14 protein-coding genes are annotated in these 19,528 nt (G+C 71.4%); 7 read left to right on the forward strand and 7 right to left on the reverse strand.

Going from position 1 to position 19,528, the window contains the following annotated elements; genetic code table 11:
* Both ACFV61_RS24960 and ACFV61_RS24965 read right to left on the reverse strand, forming a co-directional pair.
* A partial coding sequence (locus ACFV61_RS24960; protein ID WP_380493970.1) for an RICIN domain-containing protein occupies positions 1-2,577 on the reverse strand: 2,577 nt, incomplete at its 3' end.
* Positions 2,532-4,001 carry a hypothetical protein gene (locus tag ACFV61_RS24965; protein ID WP_380493972.1) on the reverse strand — a complete coding sequence of 490 codons (1,470 nt, stop codon included), beginning with the start codon at positions 3,999-4,001 and terminating at the stop codon, positions 2,532-2,534. The genes ACFV61_RS24965 and ACFV61_RS24960, both read right to left, overlap by 46 nt.
* Positions 4,002-4,915: 914 nt before the next feature.
* Between ACFV61_RS24965 and ACFV61_RS24970 the strand changes: the two genes are divergently transcribed.
* From ACFV61_RS24970 to ACFV61_RS24980, 3 genes are all read left to right on the forward strand, one after another.
* Complete coding sequence (locus ACFV61_RS24970; protein WP_380369158.1) at positions 4,916-5,542, forward strand: YidB family protein; 627 nt, start codon at positions 4,916-4,918, stop codon at positions 5,540-5,542.
* A gap of 50 nt (positions 5,543-5,592) precedes the next feature.
* The gene (locus ACFV61_RS24975; RefSeq protein WP_380493973.1) at positions 5,593-6,597 is read left to right on the forward strand and encodes a flagellin; all 1,005 of its coding nucleotides are present in this window, start codon (positions 5,593-5,595) and stop codon (positions 6,595-6,597) included.
* A 71-nt stretch (positions 6,598-6,668) separates the two neighbouring features.
* The gene (locus tag ACFV61_RS24980) at positions 6,669-6,890 is read left to right on the forward strand and encodes a hypothetical protein (protein ID WP_380493975.1); all 222 of its coding nucleotides are present in this window, start codon (positions 6,669-6,671) and stop codon (positions 6,888-6,890) included.
* A gap of 98 nt (positions 6,891-6,988) precedes the next feature.
* Here ACFV61_RS24980 and ACFV61_RS24985 read toward each other — a convergent pair whose 3' ends face one another.
* From ACFV61_RS24985 to ACFV61_RS24995, 3 genes are all read right to left on the reverse strand, one after another.
* A complete protein-coding gene (locus tag ACFV61_RS24985; protein ID WP_063351972.1) occupies positions 6,989-7,270 on the reverse strand; it encodes a hypothetical protein in 282 nt (93 codons plus the stop codon).
* 233 nt (positions 7,271-7,503) lie between these two features.
* Positions 7,504-8,325, reverse strand: coding sequence for a lipase family protein (locus ACFV61_RS24990; RefSeq protein ID WP_063351971.1), 822 nt, complete (start codon positions 8,323-8,325; stop codon positions 7,504-7,506).
* 155 nt (positions 8,326-8,480) lie between these two features.
* Entirely contained in the window at positions 8,481-9,005 is a 525-nt protein-coding gene (locus ACFV61_RS24995; protein WP_380493977.1) for a MepB family protein, read from the reverse strand.
* Positions 9,006-9,189: 184 nt separating this feature from the next.
* Between ACFV61_RS24995 and ACFV61_RS25000 the strand changes: the two genes are divergently transcribed.
* Entirely contained in the window at positions 9,190-10,440 is a 1,251-nt protein-coding gene (locus tag ACFV61_RS25000) for an IS701 family transposase (RefSeq protein WP_380431160.1), read from the forward strand.
* Between the two features lie 359 nt (positions 10,441-10,799).
* On the opposite strand, the gene ACFV61_RS25005 is transcribed toward ACFV61_RS25000, so the two are convergent.
* Positions 10,800-13,127 carry a collagenase gene (locus ACFV61_RS25005; RefSeq protein ID WP_363367716.1) on the reverse strand — a complete coding sequence of 776 codons (2,328 nt, stop codon included), beginning with the start codon at positions 13,125-13,127 and terminating at the stop codon, positions 10,800-10,802.
* Between the two features lie 798 nt (positions 13,128-13,925).
* Entirely contained in the window at positions 13,926-14,798 is an 873-nt protein-coding gene (locus ACFV61_RS25010) for an aldo/keto reductase family oxidoreductase (RefSeq protein ID WP_380493979.1), read from the reverse strand.
* A 130-nt stretch (positions 14,799-14,928) separates the two neighbouring features.
* On the opposite strand from ACFV61_RS25010, the gene ACFV61_RS25015 reads away from it, so the two are divergent.
* The 3 genes from ACFV61_RS25015 to ACFV61_RS25025 all read left to right on the forward strand — a co-directional run bounded on the left by ACFV61_RS25015 (position 14,929) and on the right by ACFV61_RS25025 (position 19,434).
* Positions 14,929-15,372, forward strand: a complete 444-nt coding sequence (locus ACFV61_RS25015; protein ID WP_380493981.1) for a winged helix-turn-helix transcriptional regulator — start codon at positions 14,929-14,931, stop codon at positions 15,370-15,372.
* A gap of 323 nt (positions 15,373-15,695) precedes the next feature.
* A complete protein-coding gene (locus ACFV61_RS25020) occupies positions 15,696-18,152 on the forward strand; it encodes an FtsX-like permease family protein (RefSeq protein ID WP_380493983.1) in 2,457 nt (818 codons plus the stop codon).
* A 163-nt stretch (positions 18,153-18,315) separates the two neighbouring features.
* Positions 18,316-19,434, forward strand: a complete 1,119-nt coding sequence (locus ACFV61_RS25025) for a basic secretory protein-like protein (protein ID WP_380493984.1) — start codon at positions 18,316-18,318, stop codon at positions 19,432-19,434.
* The last annotated feature ends 94 nt before the right edge of the window (positions 19,435-19,528 follow it).

Genomic DNA, 19,528 nt, shown 5'->3' on the forward strand with positions numbered 1-19,528 from the left:
GGTCGGGCGGGCGCGGAGCCGCCCGCGCGGGCGGTCCGAGCCGTCGCAGGCCCAGATGCCCAGCTGCTCACCGGCGTTGTTGGCGGTCAGGCAGCCGTTGTCGGCGTCGCTGGTGATCCAGAACCAGCCGCCTCCGGCGTCGTGGAAGGCCCAGTGCTGGTTGGCGTTGCCGTCCATCGTCCGGATCAGGTGGGCGCGGTGGGTGCCCGGGTCGTGGTCCATGACCATGCCCTGGCCGGCGGCGGCCTTGCCGTCGGTCAGCAGCGTCTCGATGATCCAGCGCCCGTTCGCGGTGGGCCAGAACGCCCAGCGCTGCGCGTTGTTGCCGTTCGCGCCGAGCGCCTTGATCGAGGTGCCGGAGGCGGTGTTCGCGCCGTCGAGGTCCGCGACCATGGTGTTGTTCGCCGAGCGCAGGGTGGCGACCTGCGACGAACCGACGCCGGGGCTCACCACCGGGGTGGTGCCGGGCTGCTGCGCGGGCTGCTGCGGGGCGCGCGGCGGGACGGTGCCCAGGCCCCAGCGCTGCGCGTCGCTGGCGTTGCAGTCCCAGATCTGCAGTGCGGTGCCGTTCGCGGAGTTGCCCGCCACGACGTCGAGGCACTTGCCCGAGTTCGGGTTGACCAGGGAGGAGTCCGCGCCCTGGCGCCAGTTCTGCGCCGCGCTGGCGTTGCAGTCGTACAGGCCCACCCGGGTGCCGCCGGCGGTGTTGCCGGCGGCGACGTCCAGGCACTTGCCGAACGCCTTCAGGACGAGCCCGCCGCTGGTCGCGGTCGGGGTCCACTGCTGGGAGGCGGTGTTGTTGCAGTCGTAGAGGTCGATCGGGGTGTTGTTCGCGGTGTTGCCGGCGGTGACGTCCAGGCACTTGGACGGCAGCGCCGAGTAGACCGGCACCGCGCCCGCGTCGCCGGAGTTCCCGCCACCACCATTGCCACCACCGCCACCGCTGTTGCCACCGGTACCACCGTTGCCGCCGCCGGTCGACGGGTTGTCGACGGCCTCGGTCAGGCGCCACTTCTGGGCGTTGGTGCCGTCACAGCCGAGGATCGCCAGCTCCGCACCGTCGGCCGCCGCGGTGAGGCAGCCGTTGCCGGCGGCGCTGACGACCGTGAACCAGCCGCCCCCGGCGTCGGCGAACCGCCACAGCTGGTTGGCGTTGCCCTCCTGCGCACCGATGAGGTGGGTGCGGTGGGTGCTGGGGTTGTGGTCCATCACCATGCCGCCGCCGAGCTTCGTCTCGATCAGCCACTGGCTGTCCGGCTTCTGCCACAGCGTCCACTTCTGCGCGTCGTTGCCGTTGCGGCCCTGCGCCTTGATGCGCGTCCCGGCGGCGGTGTTGGCGCCGTCGAGGTCCGCGAGCAGGCCGCCGTTGCCCGACTGCAGCACCACCGTCCGGTTGTGCGCGGGCTGCGCACCACCGGCGCCCAGCGGCGGCTGGCCGCCGGTGCCGCCACCGCCCGTGTTGCCACCGCCCGTGCTGCCGCCGTTGTTGCCGTTGCCGCCCCCGGTCGTCGGCACGGTGCCGGAGAGCTTCCACTTCTGCTGCGCGCTGCCGTCGCAGTCGCGGACGGCCAGTACCTCGTGCGCGCCGCGCTGGGTCAGGCAGCCGCCGGCCGCGCTGACGACGTTCGTCCAGCCGCCCCCGGCGTCCTTGAACTGCCACAGCTGGCCGGGCTGCCCGTCCGCGGCGGCCGGTGCGAGCACGCTCTCGTGCCGGCCGGTGTCGTGGGCCAGCAGCATGCGCTCGGCGGCGGAGGCGCGGTTGTAGGTGAGCCGGGTCTCGATCGACCAGTTCCCGTTGCCGCGGTCCCAGAACACCCACTTCTGCGCATCGGTGCCGTTCGGCTCGTAGGCCTGGACGGCGTTGCCCGCCACGGTGCTGGAGCCGCGGACGTCGGGTACGAGGGCGTCCCCGGTGCCCGGCTGGAGGTAGGCGCCGGCCCCGGCATCGTTGCCACTGCCGCCGTTGGGGCCGGTACCGCTGTTGGGCCCAGTGCCGCCGTTGGGGCCGCTGGGAGTCGACGGGCCGCCGAAGATCGGCGGGAACATGGGCAGCGCGGGGAACCAGGGCAGCGAGATCCCCGGAGGCGCGGGCACCGGCGGACGGCCGCCGGTGGAACCGTCGTCACCGCCCGGGGTCTTGCCGTCCGGCGGGTCCTTCCGCTTGCACTTGGGAGGCTCCTCCGGCGACTTGGGCGGGTTCGACCAGGCGGCGGGGTCGTTCGGGAAGCCGGTGGTCGCGGGCCACGGGACGTCCGGCAGCCCCGGCAGCGAGGGCCACGGGACGGTGGGGAACCCGGGGACGGACGGCCAGCGCCAGAGCGGGCTGCCCGGGAGCGTCGGCCAGGTGACGTCCGGAAGCGAGGGTCCGCCCGTTCCCGGCGCGTCCGGCAGGTCGGGGTGGCCCGGCCACGGCACGTTCGGCGAGCCGGGCACCGAGGGCCACTTCACCTGCGGGAAGCCCGGCACGGTGGGCCAGGCCAGGTCCGGGTGCCCCGGGATCGCCGGGTCGGCGGCGCTCGGCAGCCCGGGGATCAGGGCCTTGCCGTCGTCATTGCCGTTGCCGGGCAGCGGCAGCACCGGCCACGGGACGCCGGGGTGGGCCGGGGTGGCGGGGCCCGGGGCGGGGGGGGGGCGGGGGGCGGCCGGGCCCGTGGCCGTGGCGGGGCGCGCGCCAGCCCGTCCCCTGGTTCGCGGGGTGGGCCGGGTTGGGCGGTCCCGGGGTCGGTCGGGGAGCCGGGGACGGCCGGCCAGGTCGCCTCGGGGTGGCCGGAGATGGCGGGCCACGCCGTGGTGGGCAGAGTGGGGAAGCCGGGCCAGCGCAGCTCGGGCAGGTCGGGGTGGCCGGGCATCGGGACGCCCGGGAAGCCCGGGACGGACGGCCACGGGATCGCCGGGTGCCCGGGCAGCGACGGCCAGGTCACCTCGGGGCGGTCCGCGACGGTCGGCCACGGCAGGTCGGGGAAGCCGGGGACGGTGTGGCCGACGCCGGAGCACGGCACGGACAGGTGCCAGCCCTGCCGGTCGGAGCCGTCGCACGGCGCCACCGTCAGCGCGTTGCCGTCCAGGGTGAGGCAACGGCCGTCGGTGGCCGTGGTGATGCGGTAGCCGCCCGCGCCGTCGGCGACGAAGCGCCAGCGCTGGCCGGGGCTGCCGTCGGGCTTGCCGCTCGTCGCGTCGTTCTCGATCGGCCGCACGGCCAGCCGGTCACCGTACGCGGGGACGCTGAGCACGCTGCCCTGTCCGGCCGGGGTGGTGCCGTTGGTCCGGCCGGTCTCGATCACCCAGGTGTCGTCCGACTTCTGCCAGGTCGCCCAGCTCTGCCCGGCGGAGCAGTCGGGGGCGGCGGCCCGTACCGGGCTGCCCGGAGCGGGCGCGGCGTCCGGCACGTCGGCGACCAGGCCGGCGGCTCCGGAGGTCAGGACGGAGACCTTCCCGTGCTGCGGCTCCCGGGCTGTGGCGGCGGAAGCGGAGGCCGTCGACGGCGCGCTGTCGGCCGGGACGCCGACCGGGACGTCAGCCGGGACGCCGGCCGCCGCGAGAGAGATCATGGACGCGGCCGCCGCTCGGGGCGGGGAGGGGACGTTCGGCCGACAGGTCTCGTCCTTGCGACGCAGCGGGTCCTTGCTGAACATCACCGCAAAGTGGTCCGATTCCTCCACGTAGCTGAGGCGACGCGCCGTGTACTGGTGGTCGGCCGGCAGCCCCCGGGCGATCATGTAGTCGTATTCGGAGGTCGGGCGCTTCCTGGAGTAGGTCATCATGCCGGAGCTGACGAGCCGACGGCCGTCGCCGAACACCTGTGCCATCGACAGCGACCCGGGCTCGCGGTTGAAGTCGCCCATCAGGGCCCAGTTCGCGTCGCCCGTCGCCGTGACCGCCTGGATGGCGGCCGGCACGTTGTTCTGTTCATTGATGCCCGCCCTGTTGGTGGCGTGCATGGAGTAGTACCACGTGCCGTCCGCGAGCTTGACGCCCAGGATGGGCTTGGCATCGATAGCCACCTGGCCGTTGTTTCCCGGCTGAGGTGGGATGACTCTCACCACGGGCGCCGCAGCGTTGTCGATGCTCCGGGGCACCACGAGGGCCAGCGAGCGCTCTTCACGGTTGGCTGTCCTGACCCGGTAGATGGTGCGAGTGCCGCCTGTCCAGGCGGGAAACACCTCCCATCGGTACCTCTGGACCTCGAAACCGTTCGTGTTGATCGACGCTTCGGGCACGATGTCCGGATCGTCCGGCTCCGCGTCCCGGATTTCCTGCAGCGCGAGAATGTCAACACGTTGAGCGAGATCGAAGATCTCCCCCCGCCATCTGGTGCCGTACTGATTGTTGTAGGTCGCGGCCGAGTGTTCCTGAACGGTCGCCGGTACGGCCTGCGGAGGAGCGACGGGGCCCACCGCGTGCGCGGGTATCGGGAACGCGCCGATGAGCCCTGCCAGGAGGGCGAACAGCGGCACGACCGCCGTGTACGCCCATTGTGGTCGCCACGGTATTCGCCGTTCGGTCGGTGAGGCGGCCGTGCCCGGGTGTGCCATTGAGAAACTCCTTGAAACTTCACAGCTGTACCGGGGCACGTTGACAGCAGGTGGTAGACAAACGATGAACGGGCGGCCTGGCGGCGTTTATCTCGCTGCGGTGCCGGCGGTGAACCCGCGACAGGTCCGATGCCCCGCCAGTTGCCCGCGCCGGATGGCGCGTGAACTCGCCGTTGAATGAACGGCGAAAGGAGGCGGGCGCGAGGGGGGTTTCGCCCGCCGAGGGTTCATCCAGGGCCGGGAGCGGGATTCGCGGGCGTCTGCGTGCTCCGCTCCGATCCGGTCATCCGTCAGGATCTGCTGGCTGGAATCACCCCTGGTGTCGCGCCGACCACCTTCAGTAGCGTCGCCCCCGCAAGATCGATCGAACACGGAGGGGCACGATGAGCGAGAAGACGGACACGGCGCCGGTGCTGGGCACGCTGCTGGCGGCACTGGCCAAGGCGCCGGAGACCGCTGGCAAGTTCGACTCCTGGGCCGGTGAGGGCGCCAACGAGTCCGTCAGTGGCGAGGAGGTGGCCGCGCACCTGCCGTCCGGCGTGCTGACCGCCCTGGCGGAGCGCGCCGGGGTGAGCGAGGCCGAGGCGGCGGCGGCCCTGGCCGAGGAGATCCCGCCCTTGGTGGCCGCCATCCCGGCCGAGGAGATCGCGCTGTTCAGGGCGGTGGGCCGGATCGCGGACCTGACCCCGGACCAGCTGGCCGCGGCCCGGCAGATCGCCGCCGACACCAAGGAGTTGACGGCCCGCCTCCCCCAGGCCGCCTCCTGGCTGGGCGACGGCCCCAACGAGCCGGTCACCGGCGAGGACCTGGACCGGGCCCTCGGGCACGACACCGTCATCCGGATCGCCCGGGCGACGGGCCAGGGCGAGAGCGAGGCGGCGAAGGGCCTGGCCGCCTTCCTGCCCGAGTTCGTCGACGCGATCTCCCCGGGCGGCGAGGTCGACCTGCTCGCCCTGTGGATGGTGCTGGCGCAGGAAGCCCCCGGCGCCGCCGCCGGCCCGTCCGCCTGACCCGCCCACCGCCTCACCGACCGACCGGCCCCCTCGCAAAGGAAGACCACATGGAGTCCCCCGCCACCAACACCGCGTCGCTCTACGCCGCCAGCTACCTGGCGGTCAACGGCACGAACCAGACCGACCTCGCGAAGAAACTGTCCTCCGGGTACAGGATCAACTCCGCCGCGGACGACGCCGCAGGTATGGCCGTCGCCTCGAACATGACCCTGACCATCGTCAACTCCGGGCAGGCGGCCCGAAACGCCAACGACGGCATCTCCCTCACCCAGGTCACCGAAGGCGCGCTGGCCGAGGTGGAGAAGCTCATCGACCGCATCAGCCTGCTGGCGACCGAGGCCCTCAACGGCACGTACAGCCAGGCCAACCGCCAGGCCGTCCAGCAGGAAATCCAGCAGTGCCTCGGCGGGATCGACACGATCGGGCAGCAGACCCAGTTCAACGGAAACCACGTGCTGGGCAAGGACCGGTCCTACAGTTTTCAGATCGGTCCGATGGACGGCAACGTCGGCCTCGTCGACATGCAGAGGATGAGCACCTCGACTCTGGGCCTGACCGGCCTCGATGTCACCAGGACGGTCGTGACCACCGTGCCCGAAGGCACACCGCTCCCCGCGGACGTCCCGTGGCCGCGACCCGAAGCAGGAACCCTGGTCTCGTACATCGGCGACAGCGACGGCACACTCCACTACGCCCTGCTGAAGGACGGCGTGTACACCGGCTACCCGGACCGCTCGGAGCCCGTGGACGTGCTCAACAACGGCAAGGTGTACCTCAACCCTCTCGCCGCGGCCGCCGGCGCCCTCGACACGCTCAACTCCCTGCGCGGGGACCTCGGCTCCTCACCGGACCGGTTCCAGTCCGACATCAACACCCTCAACGCCACGGTGACCGACCTGGGCGCCGCGCGCTCCCGCATCACGGACACCGACTACGCGGCGGCCACCGCCCAGTACATCCAGGCCAACATCCTCGTGAACGCCGGTCAGAACGTCCTCGCCAAGGTCAACCAGCAGCCCCAGATGATCATGATCCTCGTGCGGGACCTGTAGACAGGCCGGGCTGCTCATCCGTTCGGGTGAGGCGGGGTTGGACGGGGGCCGGGGGTGGCAGAACGGCGGGCATGACGACTTCCTCCACCAGGCGCCGCCGGGGCCGCCCCGGCAAGCCGGCCTTCGCGCCCGTGCCCGTCCGCCAGGCCGTCGGGTCCGCGGTGCCGTCCGGGCCGCGTCGACCTGCCGCCGGGTGCTGCCGGACCTGGAACAGCGAGCACAGGCTGCCCGGCGGCCAGGTGGTCCGGACGACCTGGCACCAGCCTGCCTGCCCGGCCCGGGCCGCTCGGTGACCACGCACCAGGCGGTGGACGGTCTGTCCCGGTTCGGATGGACGGCTGCCCCGGGGCGAGGTGCTCCCGGGGCAGCCGTGGTGCGGGTGCGGGTGGGGTCAGCCCTGCCCGCCGATGCCGATGCCGGTCTCGGTGGCGTTGCCCGCGACGCCGCCCGGGCCGACCGCGACGGCGCCGGTGAGGAAGGAGGAGCCGCAGGGGCCGAACTGGGCGTCGGTGACCTGGAGGGCGCTGCCGTTCGGGCCGACGGCGAACGCGCCGCTGTCGAAGTTGAGGGTGGGGATGTTGTCGGGCGCGGCGGCGGAGGCGCTGGACGCCGCGCCGATGACGAGCGGGAGGCTGAGGACGGAGACGGCCAGGATGCGGTGCGCGGTACGCATGGGTGGAACCCTTCGAGGTGCGTGGTGAGGGTGGATCGGACGGCCGCGGTGTGGCGGTCCGTCACCATCCACACACGTTCGTGTGCCCATCGCTACCGGGGGAGGCTGTTCGTACCATCGGTTCACTCGGCTCTCGGCCCGGGCCCGCCGGCCGGGCGCGGACTGCCGCTGTGGACTTCCGGCCGTGGACCCACCGGCGCCCGCCCCGCCCCGCCCCGCAGCGCCTGACTCCGTCAGGCGAGGTTCTGTTCCAGGGCCGCGAGGTAACGCTTCATCGCGTGGTCACGCACACCGGCCGTGGCCGGAGCGAACGCGTCGGCGGTGAGGCCCTTGGCGCGGTCGGCGAGCCCGGCGACCAGGCCCATGGAGTCGTGGAGCCGGCCCGAGGAGTCGATGTACTTCAGCGCCTCGACATGGGTGTAGGCCGGCTCCGGCGGCAGCTGGGGCACGATGTCGTTGTTGTTGACGAACCGGTACAGGCGCCCCTTGAAGCCCTCGTTGCAGGCGGCGGCGAGCAGCCGGTCACAGGTGCGGGGCTGCCCGAACGTGACGATGCCGTCGGCCTGGAGGCGCGGGTCCTCCAGGTACAACCGGGCGCCGGCCAGCATGGCCAGGGCTCCGCCGAGGCTGTGGCCGGTGAACCACACGGTCTGGCCGTTGGTGCGCAGCTGGGCGTGGGCGTCCCGGACGTCCGGGAAGACCGACTCCAGCGCTTCGGCGAAGCCGTAGTGGACGTAGCCGGTGCGGGCGGGGCCCGGCCAGGGCGGGGTGGAGGAGTCGGAGAGCCAGTCGCGGATCTCGGTCGGTTGGGTGCCGCGGAACGCCGTGACGACCATGTGGTCGCTGGCCATGGTGTAGGCCTGGGTGTCCTCCAGCGGGAAGGGCGGGGTGAACCGGGTCTGGTGGTGACGCACCCGGTCGAAGCCCCAGTCGCGGGCCTGCTGTTCGATGGCGGCCTCGTCCTGGTAGGCGAGTTCGGACGCCTTCGCCAGCCAGTAGGCATGCGGGACGCTGTAGTTCTTCGCCTGGTGGTCGAAGGTGGTGGGCACGGGCACGGCGATCTCTCCTCCGGGACGGCCGGCGGACGGGGGGAACGCACCGCCGGCGCGGACATCAGACCCCGTCGTACCAGAGCGCGCACCGCCGCCCCGGGCGGGCCGCGCCCGGATGTCACCCCGACAGACGAGCAGGCGCACCGGGCGGCGGGCCGCTACGGGTGGTAGAGGGCGCGGGCGTGCGTCAGGTCGGCAGGCCTGTTCTGGCCGATATGGAAGAAGTGGTTCACCTGCCAGGCCTGCGTGCTGCGCGCTTGCCGGTTGGTCGTGGTCACCCATGGCGGGTAGACGCGGAACCCCCGTTTCCCGCCGGAGCCGTTGCGGGAGACGATGTCGCGCTCGCACAGCACCTCGCGTGGGAGGACGAACTGCCCGAAGCCGTTGTCGTCGTGGCAGCTGATGACGAAGAGGTCCACCCCGTCGTCGGCGTCGAAGGGCCGGATCGGTCCCTCCTCGGACCGCAACCACACGGTGACGAACTGGCCCACCTTCGTCGGGGTGGTCTTGGCCGCGCGGAACCGGACCGAGCGGCCGTCGATGGTGAACCGGCAGGCCGCGTATTCGGCGCTCTCCGGTTCGGCCACCGGGGGCGAACAGGCGAAACCGCTCGGGTCGTACACCAATGCCTTCGCCGCCAGCAGGTCACCGTGAAGCCCTGCCCACGGCTGATTCGTCACCATCCCGTCATCCTGCCATCGAGACTGCCACCCCTTGAACCAGAAGTGCCTTCCTCGGGCAGACCCACGATCGGCGGCCCTGTGCGCCCCAACGAAGTTCCTAGCTAGTAGGGCTTGGTCAGGTCTGTGCGGTAGTGGCGTGTCTGTTGGTGGGTTGTGTCGTTGGTGGTGTGTGACACCTGAGGAGATGGCCGGGGTCCGGGAGGACCTGGCGGCGTTCACGGCGGAGATGTTCGAGGCGTTCACGCGCGCGGATCAGCATCGCTGGGGGCAGGCGTATGTACGGGGACTGCTGCTGGACGGGCGGCGCAAGTCGGTGGAGCCGATGGCCGCGCGGCTTGGTGAGGACGGCAACCGGCAGGCGCTGGCGCACTTCGTGACCACCAGCCCGTGGGACCCGGCGCATGTGCGGGCCCGGCTGGCCTGGAGGATGCAGGCCGAGCTGAAGCCGACGGCGCTGATCATCGACGACACGGGGTTCCTCAAGGACGGTGACGCCTCCGCGTGCGTGTCGAGGCAGTACACCGGGACCGCGGGCAAGGTGACCAACTGCCAGGTGGGCGTCTCGCTGCACCTGGCCACCGACCACGCCTCCGCCGCCGTCGACTGGCGGCTGTTCCTCCCCAGGCCCTGGGACCCGGCCTCCGACAAGGCCGACCCGCTCAAGGTGGCCCGCCGCCAGCGGTGCGGCATCCCGGCGGACCTGGGGCATGTGGAGAAGTGGCAGCTCGCACTGGACATGATCGACGAGACCCGTTCCTGGGGCGTGCACGTCCCTCTGGCCGTTGCGGACGCCGGCTACGGCGACACGGCCGCGTTTCGGCTGGGTGTGAACGAGCGCGGGATGAACTACGTCGTGGGTATCTCCACCACCCTCAGCGCCCAGCCGGGCTCCGCCCGGCCCCTCACCCCGCCCTACAGCGGGACCGGACGGCCGCCGGTGGCCCGGTATCCCGATCCGGCGAAGAGCGTGAAGACGCTGGTCATCGAGGCGGGACGCGGTGCGGCCAGGCCGGTGTCCTGGCGCGAGGGCTCACGCCCGGGAAGGGGCCGCACCGGGTGCAAGCGCATGTACTCGCGGTTCGTCGCGCTGCGGATCCGCCCCGCCGGACGGGAGGTCCGCGACCGGGCCGACGGTGCGGAACTCGCCGAGTGCTGGCTGCTGGCCGAGTGGCCCGCCAAGGAGCCCGAGCCGGTGCAGTTCTGGCTCTGCGACCTGCCCGCCGACACCCCGCTGACCACCCTGGTCCGCCTGGCCAAACTCCGCTGGCGCATCGAGCACGACTACCGGGAGATGAAACAGGCCCTGGGACTCGCCCACTTCGAGGGCCGCACCTTCAACGGCTGGCACCACCATGTCACCCTCGTCGCCCTCGCCCACGCCTTCTGCACCCTGCGGAGGCTGGCCCGTGCCCCAAAAGAAACGGCACCGGCCTGAGTCTCTACCAGGTCGTCCGCGAAATGCAGTTCCTCCTCGCAACCTGGGCCGGCGCCTGCCCCACCTGCCACCGCGACATACCCAAATCCATACAAACCTGACCAAGCCCTACTAGGGTCTGTCGTCAGGCTCTCGCTGCGAAAAGCCGCGAAAGCAGGGCCTCCTGGATCGCTCGTTGGCGTAGACGCCCTCCGAGCTACCACGAGGCCCTGCTGCCATGCCCGCTACCGACCGCGATCACCCGATCGAGACTCCCGTTCGATCGGCAGGCCCCTTGATCGGTACGACAACGGCTACTTGCACAGGAACCCTTACACGTCCGGGCCCTTCACCGCTCGCCCGAGGTCGTGGGTGCGCGGTTACTGGTACTGCGTGGTGACGCTGACGCCGGTGAAGTCCTGCTGGGCGGCGAGGCTGAAGTAGACCCAGCCGGACGGCGGGTTGTTGATGGTCAGGGTCTCGTTGTCGCCAGCGTTGGTGGACTTCGCCTGGTAGCTGCTGGTGGTGGCCCAGCTGCTGCCGCCGTAGTACAGGTCGGCGTTGCCGGTGCCGCCGCTGCTGGTGATGGTCAGTTGCTTGACGCCGGCCGGCAGGTACAGGAAGTGGAAGCTGTAGTTGCCGGTGGTGGCCGCGAGGTTGTCGCGGCGGCAGTTCTTGTCGAACTGGCGCGGGTCGGCGATGGTGCAGAGCGGTGCGGCCGGGGCCGGGGCCTCCGGCAGGGGACCGCAGTCGTTGGTCGCGCAGGTGGTCTTCAGCCAGGTGGCGAAGCCGGCGTCGTAGCTGGTGCCGATGGTCTGCTTCAGGAAGGTGCGGGCACCGTTCCAGTCGCCGGCGCGGTACTTGGTGAGCACGGTCTCGATGTCCGCGCGGTGTTCCTGGAGCATGTAGCGGACCGCCAGCCAGCCCCACCGGTAGACCCGGTTCGAGTTGACGTCGGCGTCCGCCTCCTGGCCGTAGACGGTGTCGAACAGCTCGCTGAGCTTGTAGGTGTTCTTACTGGCCTCGTTGATCGCGGCGGTGTTGCGCTCGTTGCGGTAGCCGTACGAGATGTTCTCGGCGATGCCTTCGACCCACCAGATGGTCGGGGTGGTCTGGCTGGCCTCGAAGTCGCCGTACATGTTGTAGCGGCCGTCGAGGTAGTGGGTGTACTCGTGGTTGAGGTTCCAGATCTGGAAGTCGGGGCGCAGCCAGCTGGCCTCGTGGGCGATGAAGCGGGCCTGGTTGCCGGGCTTGGCCGGGTCGCCCTCCTCGTACATGCCGCCGTTGTCCACGTCGATGTCGTAGAAGGCCCAGGCGTACAGCGAGTACTGGGTGTAGTCGTCGAAGACGACGACCTCCAGGTTGGTGTTCACGTCACCGGGGATCGCGCCCTTGTCGCCGATCACCTTGTGGAAGTAGGCGTCCTGGTTGATCAGGCTGGTGCAGGTGGTGGCCAGCTGCCCGGGGGACATGTCCTGGGCGCGGATCTTCAGCCCCGGGTTGCAGATCCGCTGGATCGGCAGGATCACCGGGAGCAGACGGTCGCTCAGGTCGCAGATGGCGTAGGCCGCGCAGTTGCCCTTGTCGAACTGGCGGGTGGCCCAGCCCAGGTTCATGGTGATCGGGGCGGTGGGGCCGACGTTCGGGTAGCGGTTGATCAAGTCCTTGAGCAGTGGCCGCAGCCGGTCCTTGAGCTCGGGGACGTCGAGGGCGTAACCGAGGTAGCGGCCGATGTTGCTGACGATGTCCAGGCGGTTCAGCTGGGAGTCGTTGCGGGTGATGAATCCGGCCCAGGTGTCGAGGATGCTGGGGTCGGTCTTGAGGGCGGCCTTCCAGCCCTGGCTGTCGGTCTTGGAGTCGAAGCCGTCCTTGATGACCCACTCGAAGTGGTCCAGGGAGAGGGTCATCGACTGGGGCCAGGTGCCGTTGTAGTTGGCGAGCACCCACTTGACGACGCTGGCGTACCGGCCGAGCGTGTGGGTCTGGCCGATCACCGTGACGACCTCGTTGAGGGTGTCGCCGTTGGCGTCGGTGACGTCCTTGCTGTGCGGGGCGGCGAAGAAGGCGTCCAGCGCGCCGCGGGCCGCAGTGTCCAGGGTGGCGCCGTAGCTGCCGACCTCGTTCGGGCGGGTCTCCTGCACGTAGTAGCCGGCGCGCAGGAACATCACCAGCTGCCCGATGGACGTGCTGTTGTCGCCCGAGTAGGTGGCGGAGGTGTCGCGCAGTGCGTTGGCGACGGTCACCATCTGGGACTCGCGGAAGGCCTTCCCGGCGTCGGCGCCGGTGAGGTTGAACAGCGGGTAGGCGCAGGGGACGTTCGGCAGTGCCTTGAGCTGCTGGACCAACGCGCTGCCCGTGGCGTTGATCACTCCGGACAGGTTCGGGCAGGGTTCCCCGGCGGTGGCCGAGAACTGCTTGGCCGCCTTGGCGGGCTCGCTGACCGGGGCGCCCGGCGCGGTGGCCTCCTCTGCGTGGTCCTGGGCGAAGAGCTTGAAGGAGCTGTTGTTCCTGGCGTCGGGTGACTTGGGGACCGGGATGGACCGCGGCGCCTGGGTGGCGGGTCCGGCGGCGTTCGCGCCAGCCGGGGTCGTGGCGCCGACGGGGGCGGCCTGGCTCTGCGGTGTGAACAGGCCGAGCGCGATGAAGAGGGCCGCGCCGAGCGCGGGGAGTCTGCGCGCGTTGACCTTCGATATCCGGGAGAGACGCATCTGTGGGGGCCTCCGGGGCCGTTGTGACCGCGTGTTGGGGCACGCGACCGCTCGATGTGTGACATGTAAAATGTCACGTGTCGCATAGGCTCGGGAAGACTCGGGACCGGATTGCCGTCCACCGCAACCGAAACGTTGTCAGATCGGGCGGCTCCGGACCTGCTCCTGGCGAAAACGCCATCCGCCCTGTTCAGGCCGCGTGTTGGTACTCGTGGAGTGTGCCGCCGAGGACGGCGCGGTCGGTGGCGGTGGGCGTGGGCCTGCCGACCTGTCGCTGAAGTGCGAGTGGTTGGTGGCACAGGGCGAGGACCTCGATGTCCTTCTCTCAGCTGCTCATCGGCAGGAGTGGTTCAGCACGATTCACCCGGTCGTCGGTCAGAGCCGGAGCCATGGATCCGCGATATCGCGAGGCCGATCCTCCGGCCCCCGGGGTTGCCGTAGTCCAGAGGCACCTTGACCTTCGCGCACTCGAACCCCGCCGGCTCGCCCGCGTCACAGCGCTCCCAGCGAAGCTCCTGCTGCGCGTACTCCTGGAGCGGATCGCCTCCAGTCTTCGTTCAGGCGCACTCGCCCCCCGTACGGCGCAGGGATGGGTTCATGATCAGACTTGCGGCGTACGGGGGACGGGCTGACGTAAGGCCAGAGTCCCACCTCCCGCCGACCGTCGGTCAGGGCCGACGGCCTGTCGCCCGCCTGCGGGCGCTCGCGCTGCGCACTCCTCGGCCCGCAGCGCGGCGACGGTACGCCCGGCCGCGGTACGGCCGGCGCGGCCGATCGCCTCGACGTCAAACGAACTGCCTAGCGGCCGATGTCGTCCAGCGCGGCGAGATCGTCGTCGGAGAGCTGGAGTCCCGCGCCTGCGACGTTCTCTCGCAGGTGTGCCACCGACGAGGTGCCGGGGATCAGCAGGATGTTCGGCGACCGCCGCAGCAGCCAGGCCAGGGCGACCGACATCGGCGTCGCGTCCAGCCGGGAGGCCACCGCCGTGAGCGCGGAGGACTGCAGCGGACTGAAGCCGCCGAGGGGGAAGAAGGGCACGTAGGCGACGCCCTGTTCGGCGAGTTCGTCGATCAGCTCGTCGTCGTGGCGGTGGGCGAGATTGTACATGTTCTGGACGCACACGATCGGCGCGATCGAGAGTGCCTCGGCGATCTGTTCCGCCGTCGCGTTGCTCACGCCGAGGTGCCGGATCAAGCCCTGCTGCTGGAGTTCGACGAGTGTTTCGAAGGCCTCGGCGAGCGAGCCCGGCTGGGGACCCTGGGCGTCGCCGAGCCGGAGGTTGACCACGTCCAGCGTGTCGAGGCCGAGGTTCTCCAGGTTCTCCTGGACGGCCCTGCGCAGGTCTTCGGGCTTGCGGGCCGGGGGCCAGCCTCCCTCCTGGTCCCGGTTCGCGCCGACCTTGGTCACGATGTGCAGCGAGTCGCGGTACGGGTGCAGGGCTTCGCGGATCAGCTGGTTGGTGATGTGCGGGCCGTAGGCGTCGGCGGTGTCGATGTGGGTGATCCCGAGGCCGACGGCCTCGCGCAGAACAGCGAGCGCGCCGTCGTGGTCGGCGGGTGGGCCCATGACCCAGGGGCCGGTGAGCTGCATGGCGCCATAGCCGAACCGGGTGACGGTCAGGTCGCCCAGGTTCCAGGTGCCGCCGGGAAGCGTCGCGGGGAACGTGCCCATTCTCTTGCCTTTCGTGTCAGCGAGGTGGTGGTGCCTGTCGGCGCCCTGCACCATCATTGGTGAGTAGCTTCCTGACAGGAAGTAGGTACTTCGGAGTGCGTAAGGCACCCGCGGGTGAGAGGAGCAACCGATGGCGACGGTGACGGCGGCCCAGCAGAGGGCACAGGCCAAGGTGGAGTACGACGCATTCCTGGCGGTCTGCCCCAGCCGCAAACTGCTCGACCGGATCTCCGACAAATGGGTCGCACTGATCCTGGCCGGGCTCGGCAGCGACGCCCCTCACCGGCCGGGCGCCGACTGTGCCGGCGAGCCCCGGGCGTTGCGCTACTCGGAGCTGCTGCGCCTGCTGGCCGGTGTCAGCCAGAAGATGCTCACCCAGACGCTGCGCTCCCTGGAGCGCGACGGCCTGGTGTCCCGCACCGTGGTGCCGACCGTGCCCGTCACCGTCTCCTACGAGCTGACCGATCTCGGCCTGTCGTTGTACGGGATGATGCGCGGCCTCAAGGCCTGGGCCGAGGTGCACATGGACGATGTGCTGACCAACCGCGAGACCTACGACACCCGCGGCGCCTGACCCGCGGCGCCTGAAAGCCGCAAGGGCAGGACGAGGCCGGGTGCCCGTTTCGGGCACTGGCCCGGTTCCTCAGGGGTGATATCAGGGGCGATATCAGGGGCAGTCCGGAGGTGCCGATCCCGCGTGGGGCCATAGCGTCGGCGCGGCGGGTGGCCGATGCGCCCGACCGACCCCCACGGAGAAGGCGAGCGCGTGTTCCGGAGCAAGGTTCCAGCAGCGGCCCCGTCTCCCGGCGAGGGGCGGGCCCCGGGCCAGCCGTACGTCGTCGAGCAGCACGGGATGCGGATGGCCGCGCTGGAGCCCGGCGGGAGTGGGACGAAGCCGTGCTGAAGATCGCCGCAGCCACCCTGCGCCACCGCCTGACGGGCTTCGCGGGCGCCTTCCTCGCCCTCACGCTCGGCACCACGATGATCGGCATGATGGCGCTGACCCTCGCCGCCACCTTCGGCACGCCGCACCCGGGTCCGCAGCGCTTCAAGGAGGCCTCGGCCGTCCTGGCACCGCAGGGCTTCGACGGGCGCCCGATGAAGGCCCCCGCCGTCCTGCCGCCCGACGTCGTCGCGAAGGCGGCCGCGACCGGGCACGTCACGCCGGACCGCAGCTTTCCCGTGCAACTCGCCTCCGGCTCCGGGGAGATGACGGGCCACCCCTGGCCCTCGGCCGCCTTCGCGGGCTACCACCTGGCGGCCGGGCGCGCGCCGCAGGCCGCGGACGAGATCGTCGTCGGCGGCGGCTCCCGGGAGCTGATCGGACGCCAGACCGGCGTCACGACGGGCGACGGCACCGGCCACTACCGGGTGGTCGGCGTCACCGACGCGCTCTGGTTCGAGAACGCGGTCTTCTTCAGCGCCGCCGAGGCACAGCGCCTGTCACCCGGAGTGAACGCGCTCGTCACCGACCAGGACGCAGGGCAACTGGCCTCGCTCGCGGGCGACCAGGCCGTGGCCCTCACCGGTGGCGGCCTGACCCGGTTGGACCCCGACTCCACCGGCGGCGCCCAGGCACTGGCCAACGCCCAGGCCATGGCGGGCAGTACGACCGGACTCGCCGTGTGTGTCGCGGTGTTCGTCGTCGCCGCGACCTTCGCCTTCGCCGCCGAGCAGCGCCGCCGCGAACTGGCGCTGCTGCGCCTGGTGGGCGCGGCCCCCGGGCAGGTGCGGCGCATGGTGCTCTGGGAGGCCCTGCTGATCGGCCTGGCCGCGGCGGTCGCCGGCTGCCTGCTCGCGCTGCTGTGCACCGTGCCGCTGCGTTCCTGGATGCTCGACCACCACGTGGCCCCGTCGTGGTTCACCATCCCCGTCACCGTCCTGCCGCTGCTGGTCGCCGCCGTCATCGGCGTCGCCGCCGCGCTGGCCGGCTCGGCCGCGACCCTGGTGCGCGTCTCGCTGATCCGCCCGATCGAGGTGCTGCGCGAGAGCGTGCTGGAGCGCCGCGCGATGACGCCGGTCCGCTGGCTGCTGGGCGTCGGGATGCTGGCCGGCGCAGTCGTCGCGGGCATCGTCATCTCCCGCACCGAGCCGTACCTCGCGGCCAGCGCCCGCAAGTACGAGGTGGTGCCGGTGCTCTACGTCGGCGCGGTCACCCTGCTTGCCCCGGCCCTGCTGCGCCCGGTGACGAGGCTGCTGCTCCGCCCGCTGCGCAGCTGCGCCACGGCCGGCCCGCTGCTGGTGCGGGAGAACATCCTCACCTCCCGGCGCCGTACGGCCGCCACCGTGGCGCCGATCGTGGTGGCCGTCGGGCTGGTCGCCGCGATGCTGACGATGCAGGAGTCCGGCGACGCGGCGCTGCTGGCCCGGCAGCAGCAGGAGATCCGCGCGGCGGACGTGGTCGTGCCCGGAGGCTCGGGGATCGACGGCCCGACGCTCGCCCGCCTGGCGGCCGTGCCCGGGATCCGGGTCACCCCGGTCACCTCGATGAACGTCCGGATCGGTACCGCCGCCGGTGAGCAGATCGACTCGCTGAGCGCGAAGGCCGTCCCGGCGGCGGCGCTGGGCGCTACCGTCACGCCGCCGGTGCTCTCCGGCTCCCTCGCCTCTCTGCCCGAGGACTTCCTGGTCATCGACGAGCACGCGGCCGAGTCCGACGCCCTGGCGGTCGGGGACCGCGTGGTCATGCTGCTGCCGACCGGCGCGAGGGCCTCGACCGTCGTCGCGGCGGTGGTCGCGCGCGGCCTGAACGGGGACGACACCTACGTGTCCTCGGCGCTGACCGGCGCGCTGATGCCGAGCCGGGTCTACCTCGACTCCTCGGCGGGCGCCGGCGCGGCGCTCGACCCGCAGCAGACGGCCGCGGTGAACCAGGCGCTGGCAGGTTCCGGCGTGCATGTGGTGACCTACGACGCCTACCTTGAGGCCGAGCGCGCGCATGCCGCGCAGCAGATGGACAACGCGGCGGTGATCATCCTGGGGATCGCGCTGGCCTACGCGCTGATCGCGGTCGCCAACACCCTGATCATGGCGATGGCGGGGAGGCGGCGGGAGTTCGCCCTGCTCGCTCTCACCGGCGCGGTGCGCGGTCAGATCGTGAGGGTGGCCGCGGCCGAGTCGGCCGTGGCGGTGGTCGTCGCCACCCTGCTCGCTGCCGTGGCGACCGCGCTCGCCGCACTGACCCAGCGCGTCTCGTTGGGCAAGCTCGTGGCCGACGCGCCGACGGTGGTCCCGTGGGCGCGGATCGGGGAGGCCGTCGCGCTCTGCGCCCTCGTCGCCCTGGCCACCGCGGCGGGCGCGGCCGTGCGTGCGACCCGTGGGCGGGCGGTCGAGGGCGCGGGCGTCCGCGAGTGAGGAGCCATCTGGCAGGAGGCCTGGACCCTCGGGTGAACACCACCGAGCCGACGGCCTGTCAACGCACCCGTTGACGGGAGCGTTGACGCCGCGTCTACCGGGGCCCGGTGGCATGAGCGCAGGCCGGTTCCAGGGGGGAACCGCCCGAGAGGAGAGCCCCGAGATGTTCACCCGTCGTACGGCCGCCGCCGTCGTCCTGTCCGCCGCGACCGTCGTGTCCGGGATGGCCTTCGGCGCCGGGACCGCCAGCGCGGCCGAGTCGCTCCCGTCCAGCGGCGCCGACTACCGCATCTCCAGTTACGCGGGCGGCGCCCTGCAGTGGGACAGCCGCAACAACGCCTCCAACGTGGTGGTCCGCGACTGGAACGAGTCCTCCGCCCAGCAGGTCTGGACGGTCAGGGACGAGGGCAACGGCACCTGGTCGGTCAAGGTGCCCGGCACCAACAACGCCGTCGACCGGGACCGGGTCAAGAACACCGTCGGTGCCTGGAACTACGTCGGCGCGGACAACCAGAAGTGGTGGCTGGAGAACACCTCGATGGGCAGCGGCCGGGCCTGGCTGCTGCACAGCGTCTCGGACAGCAACCTCTGCCTGGCCCGTGGCGCGGACCTGAACGCCAAGGTGGCCGCCTGCAACGCGGGGGACCAGGCGCAGTCCTGGAACCTCGACCGCAACGGCGCCACCACCCCGCCGACCGCCGGCCGCCCGGCCATCGACCTCGACTACTCGCAGGCCCCGGACCTCGGGCCGTGGCTGGAGCAGCAGAAGAGGACCGTCGCGGACTACTACCCGACGATCTCCAACCTGATCACCAAGGGAGCCTTCGCCGCCCCCAGCTACTTCAAGATCATCTTCGACCCGAAGCTGACCGACAACCCCGCGTTCACCACGGTGAACCCCAGCAACGGCGTCAAGGAGGTCCACGTCAACATCGGCTACACCCGCGGCAACCAGGGTGACACCGGCTTCCTGGTGCACGAGGCCGTGCACGTCGCGGTCTGGGACAGCCCGTTCTCCGGCAAGTGGTGGCTGGGCGAGGGCCTGGCGGACTGGGTGCGCGACTACAACTTCCAGCCGGGCACCGGCGCCCAGCACTTCGGCCCGGACTCCAACTACGACAGCGGCTACCAGGCCACCGCCCGGTTCATCGACTACGTCTCGAAGGCCTACAACAAGCCCGACCTGGCACACCTGCTGAACACCACGAACTACAACGAGCAGATCTGGGTCCAGCTCACCGGCAAGAGCGCCCAGCAGCTCTGGAACGAGATGCCCAAGTAACCCGCGCCCCCACACCCCACCCGACCGCCCCCGCCCCCCCCCCACGCACGCCCTCCCGGGGGCACACAGGAAACCCCGCCCGGGGGCGGGTGTG

This window comes from Kitasatospora sp. NPDC059817 (assembly GCF_042731835.1).
Classification (GTDB): domain Bacteria; phylum Actinomycetota; class Actinomycetes; order Streptomycetales; family Streptomycetaceae; genus Kitasatospora.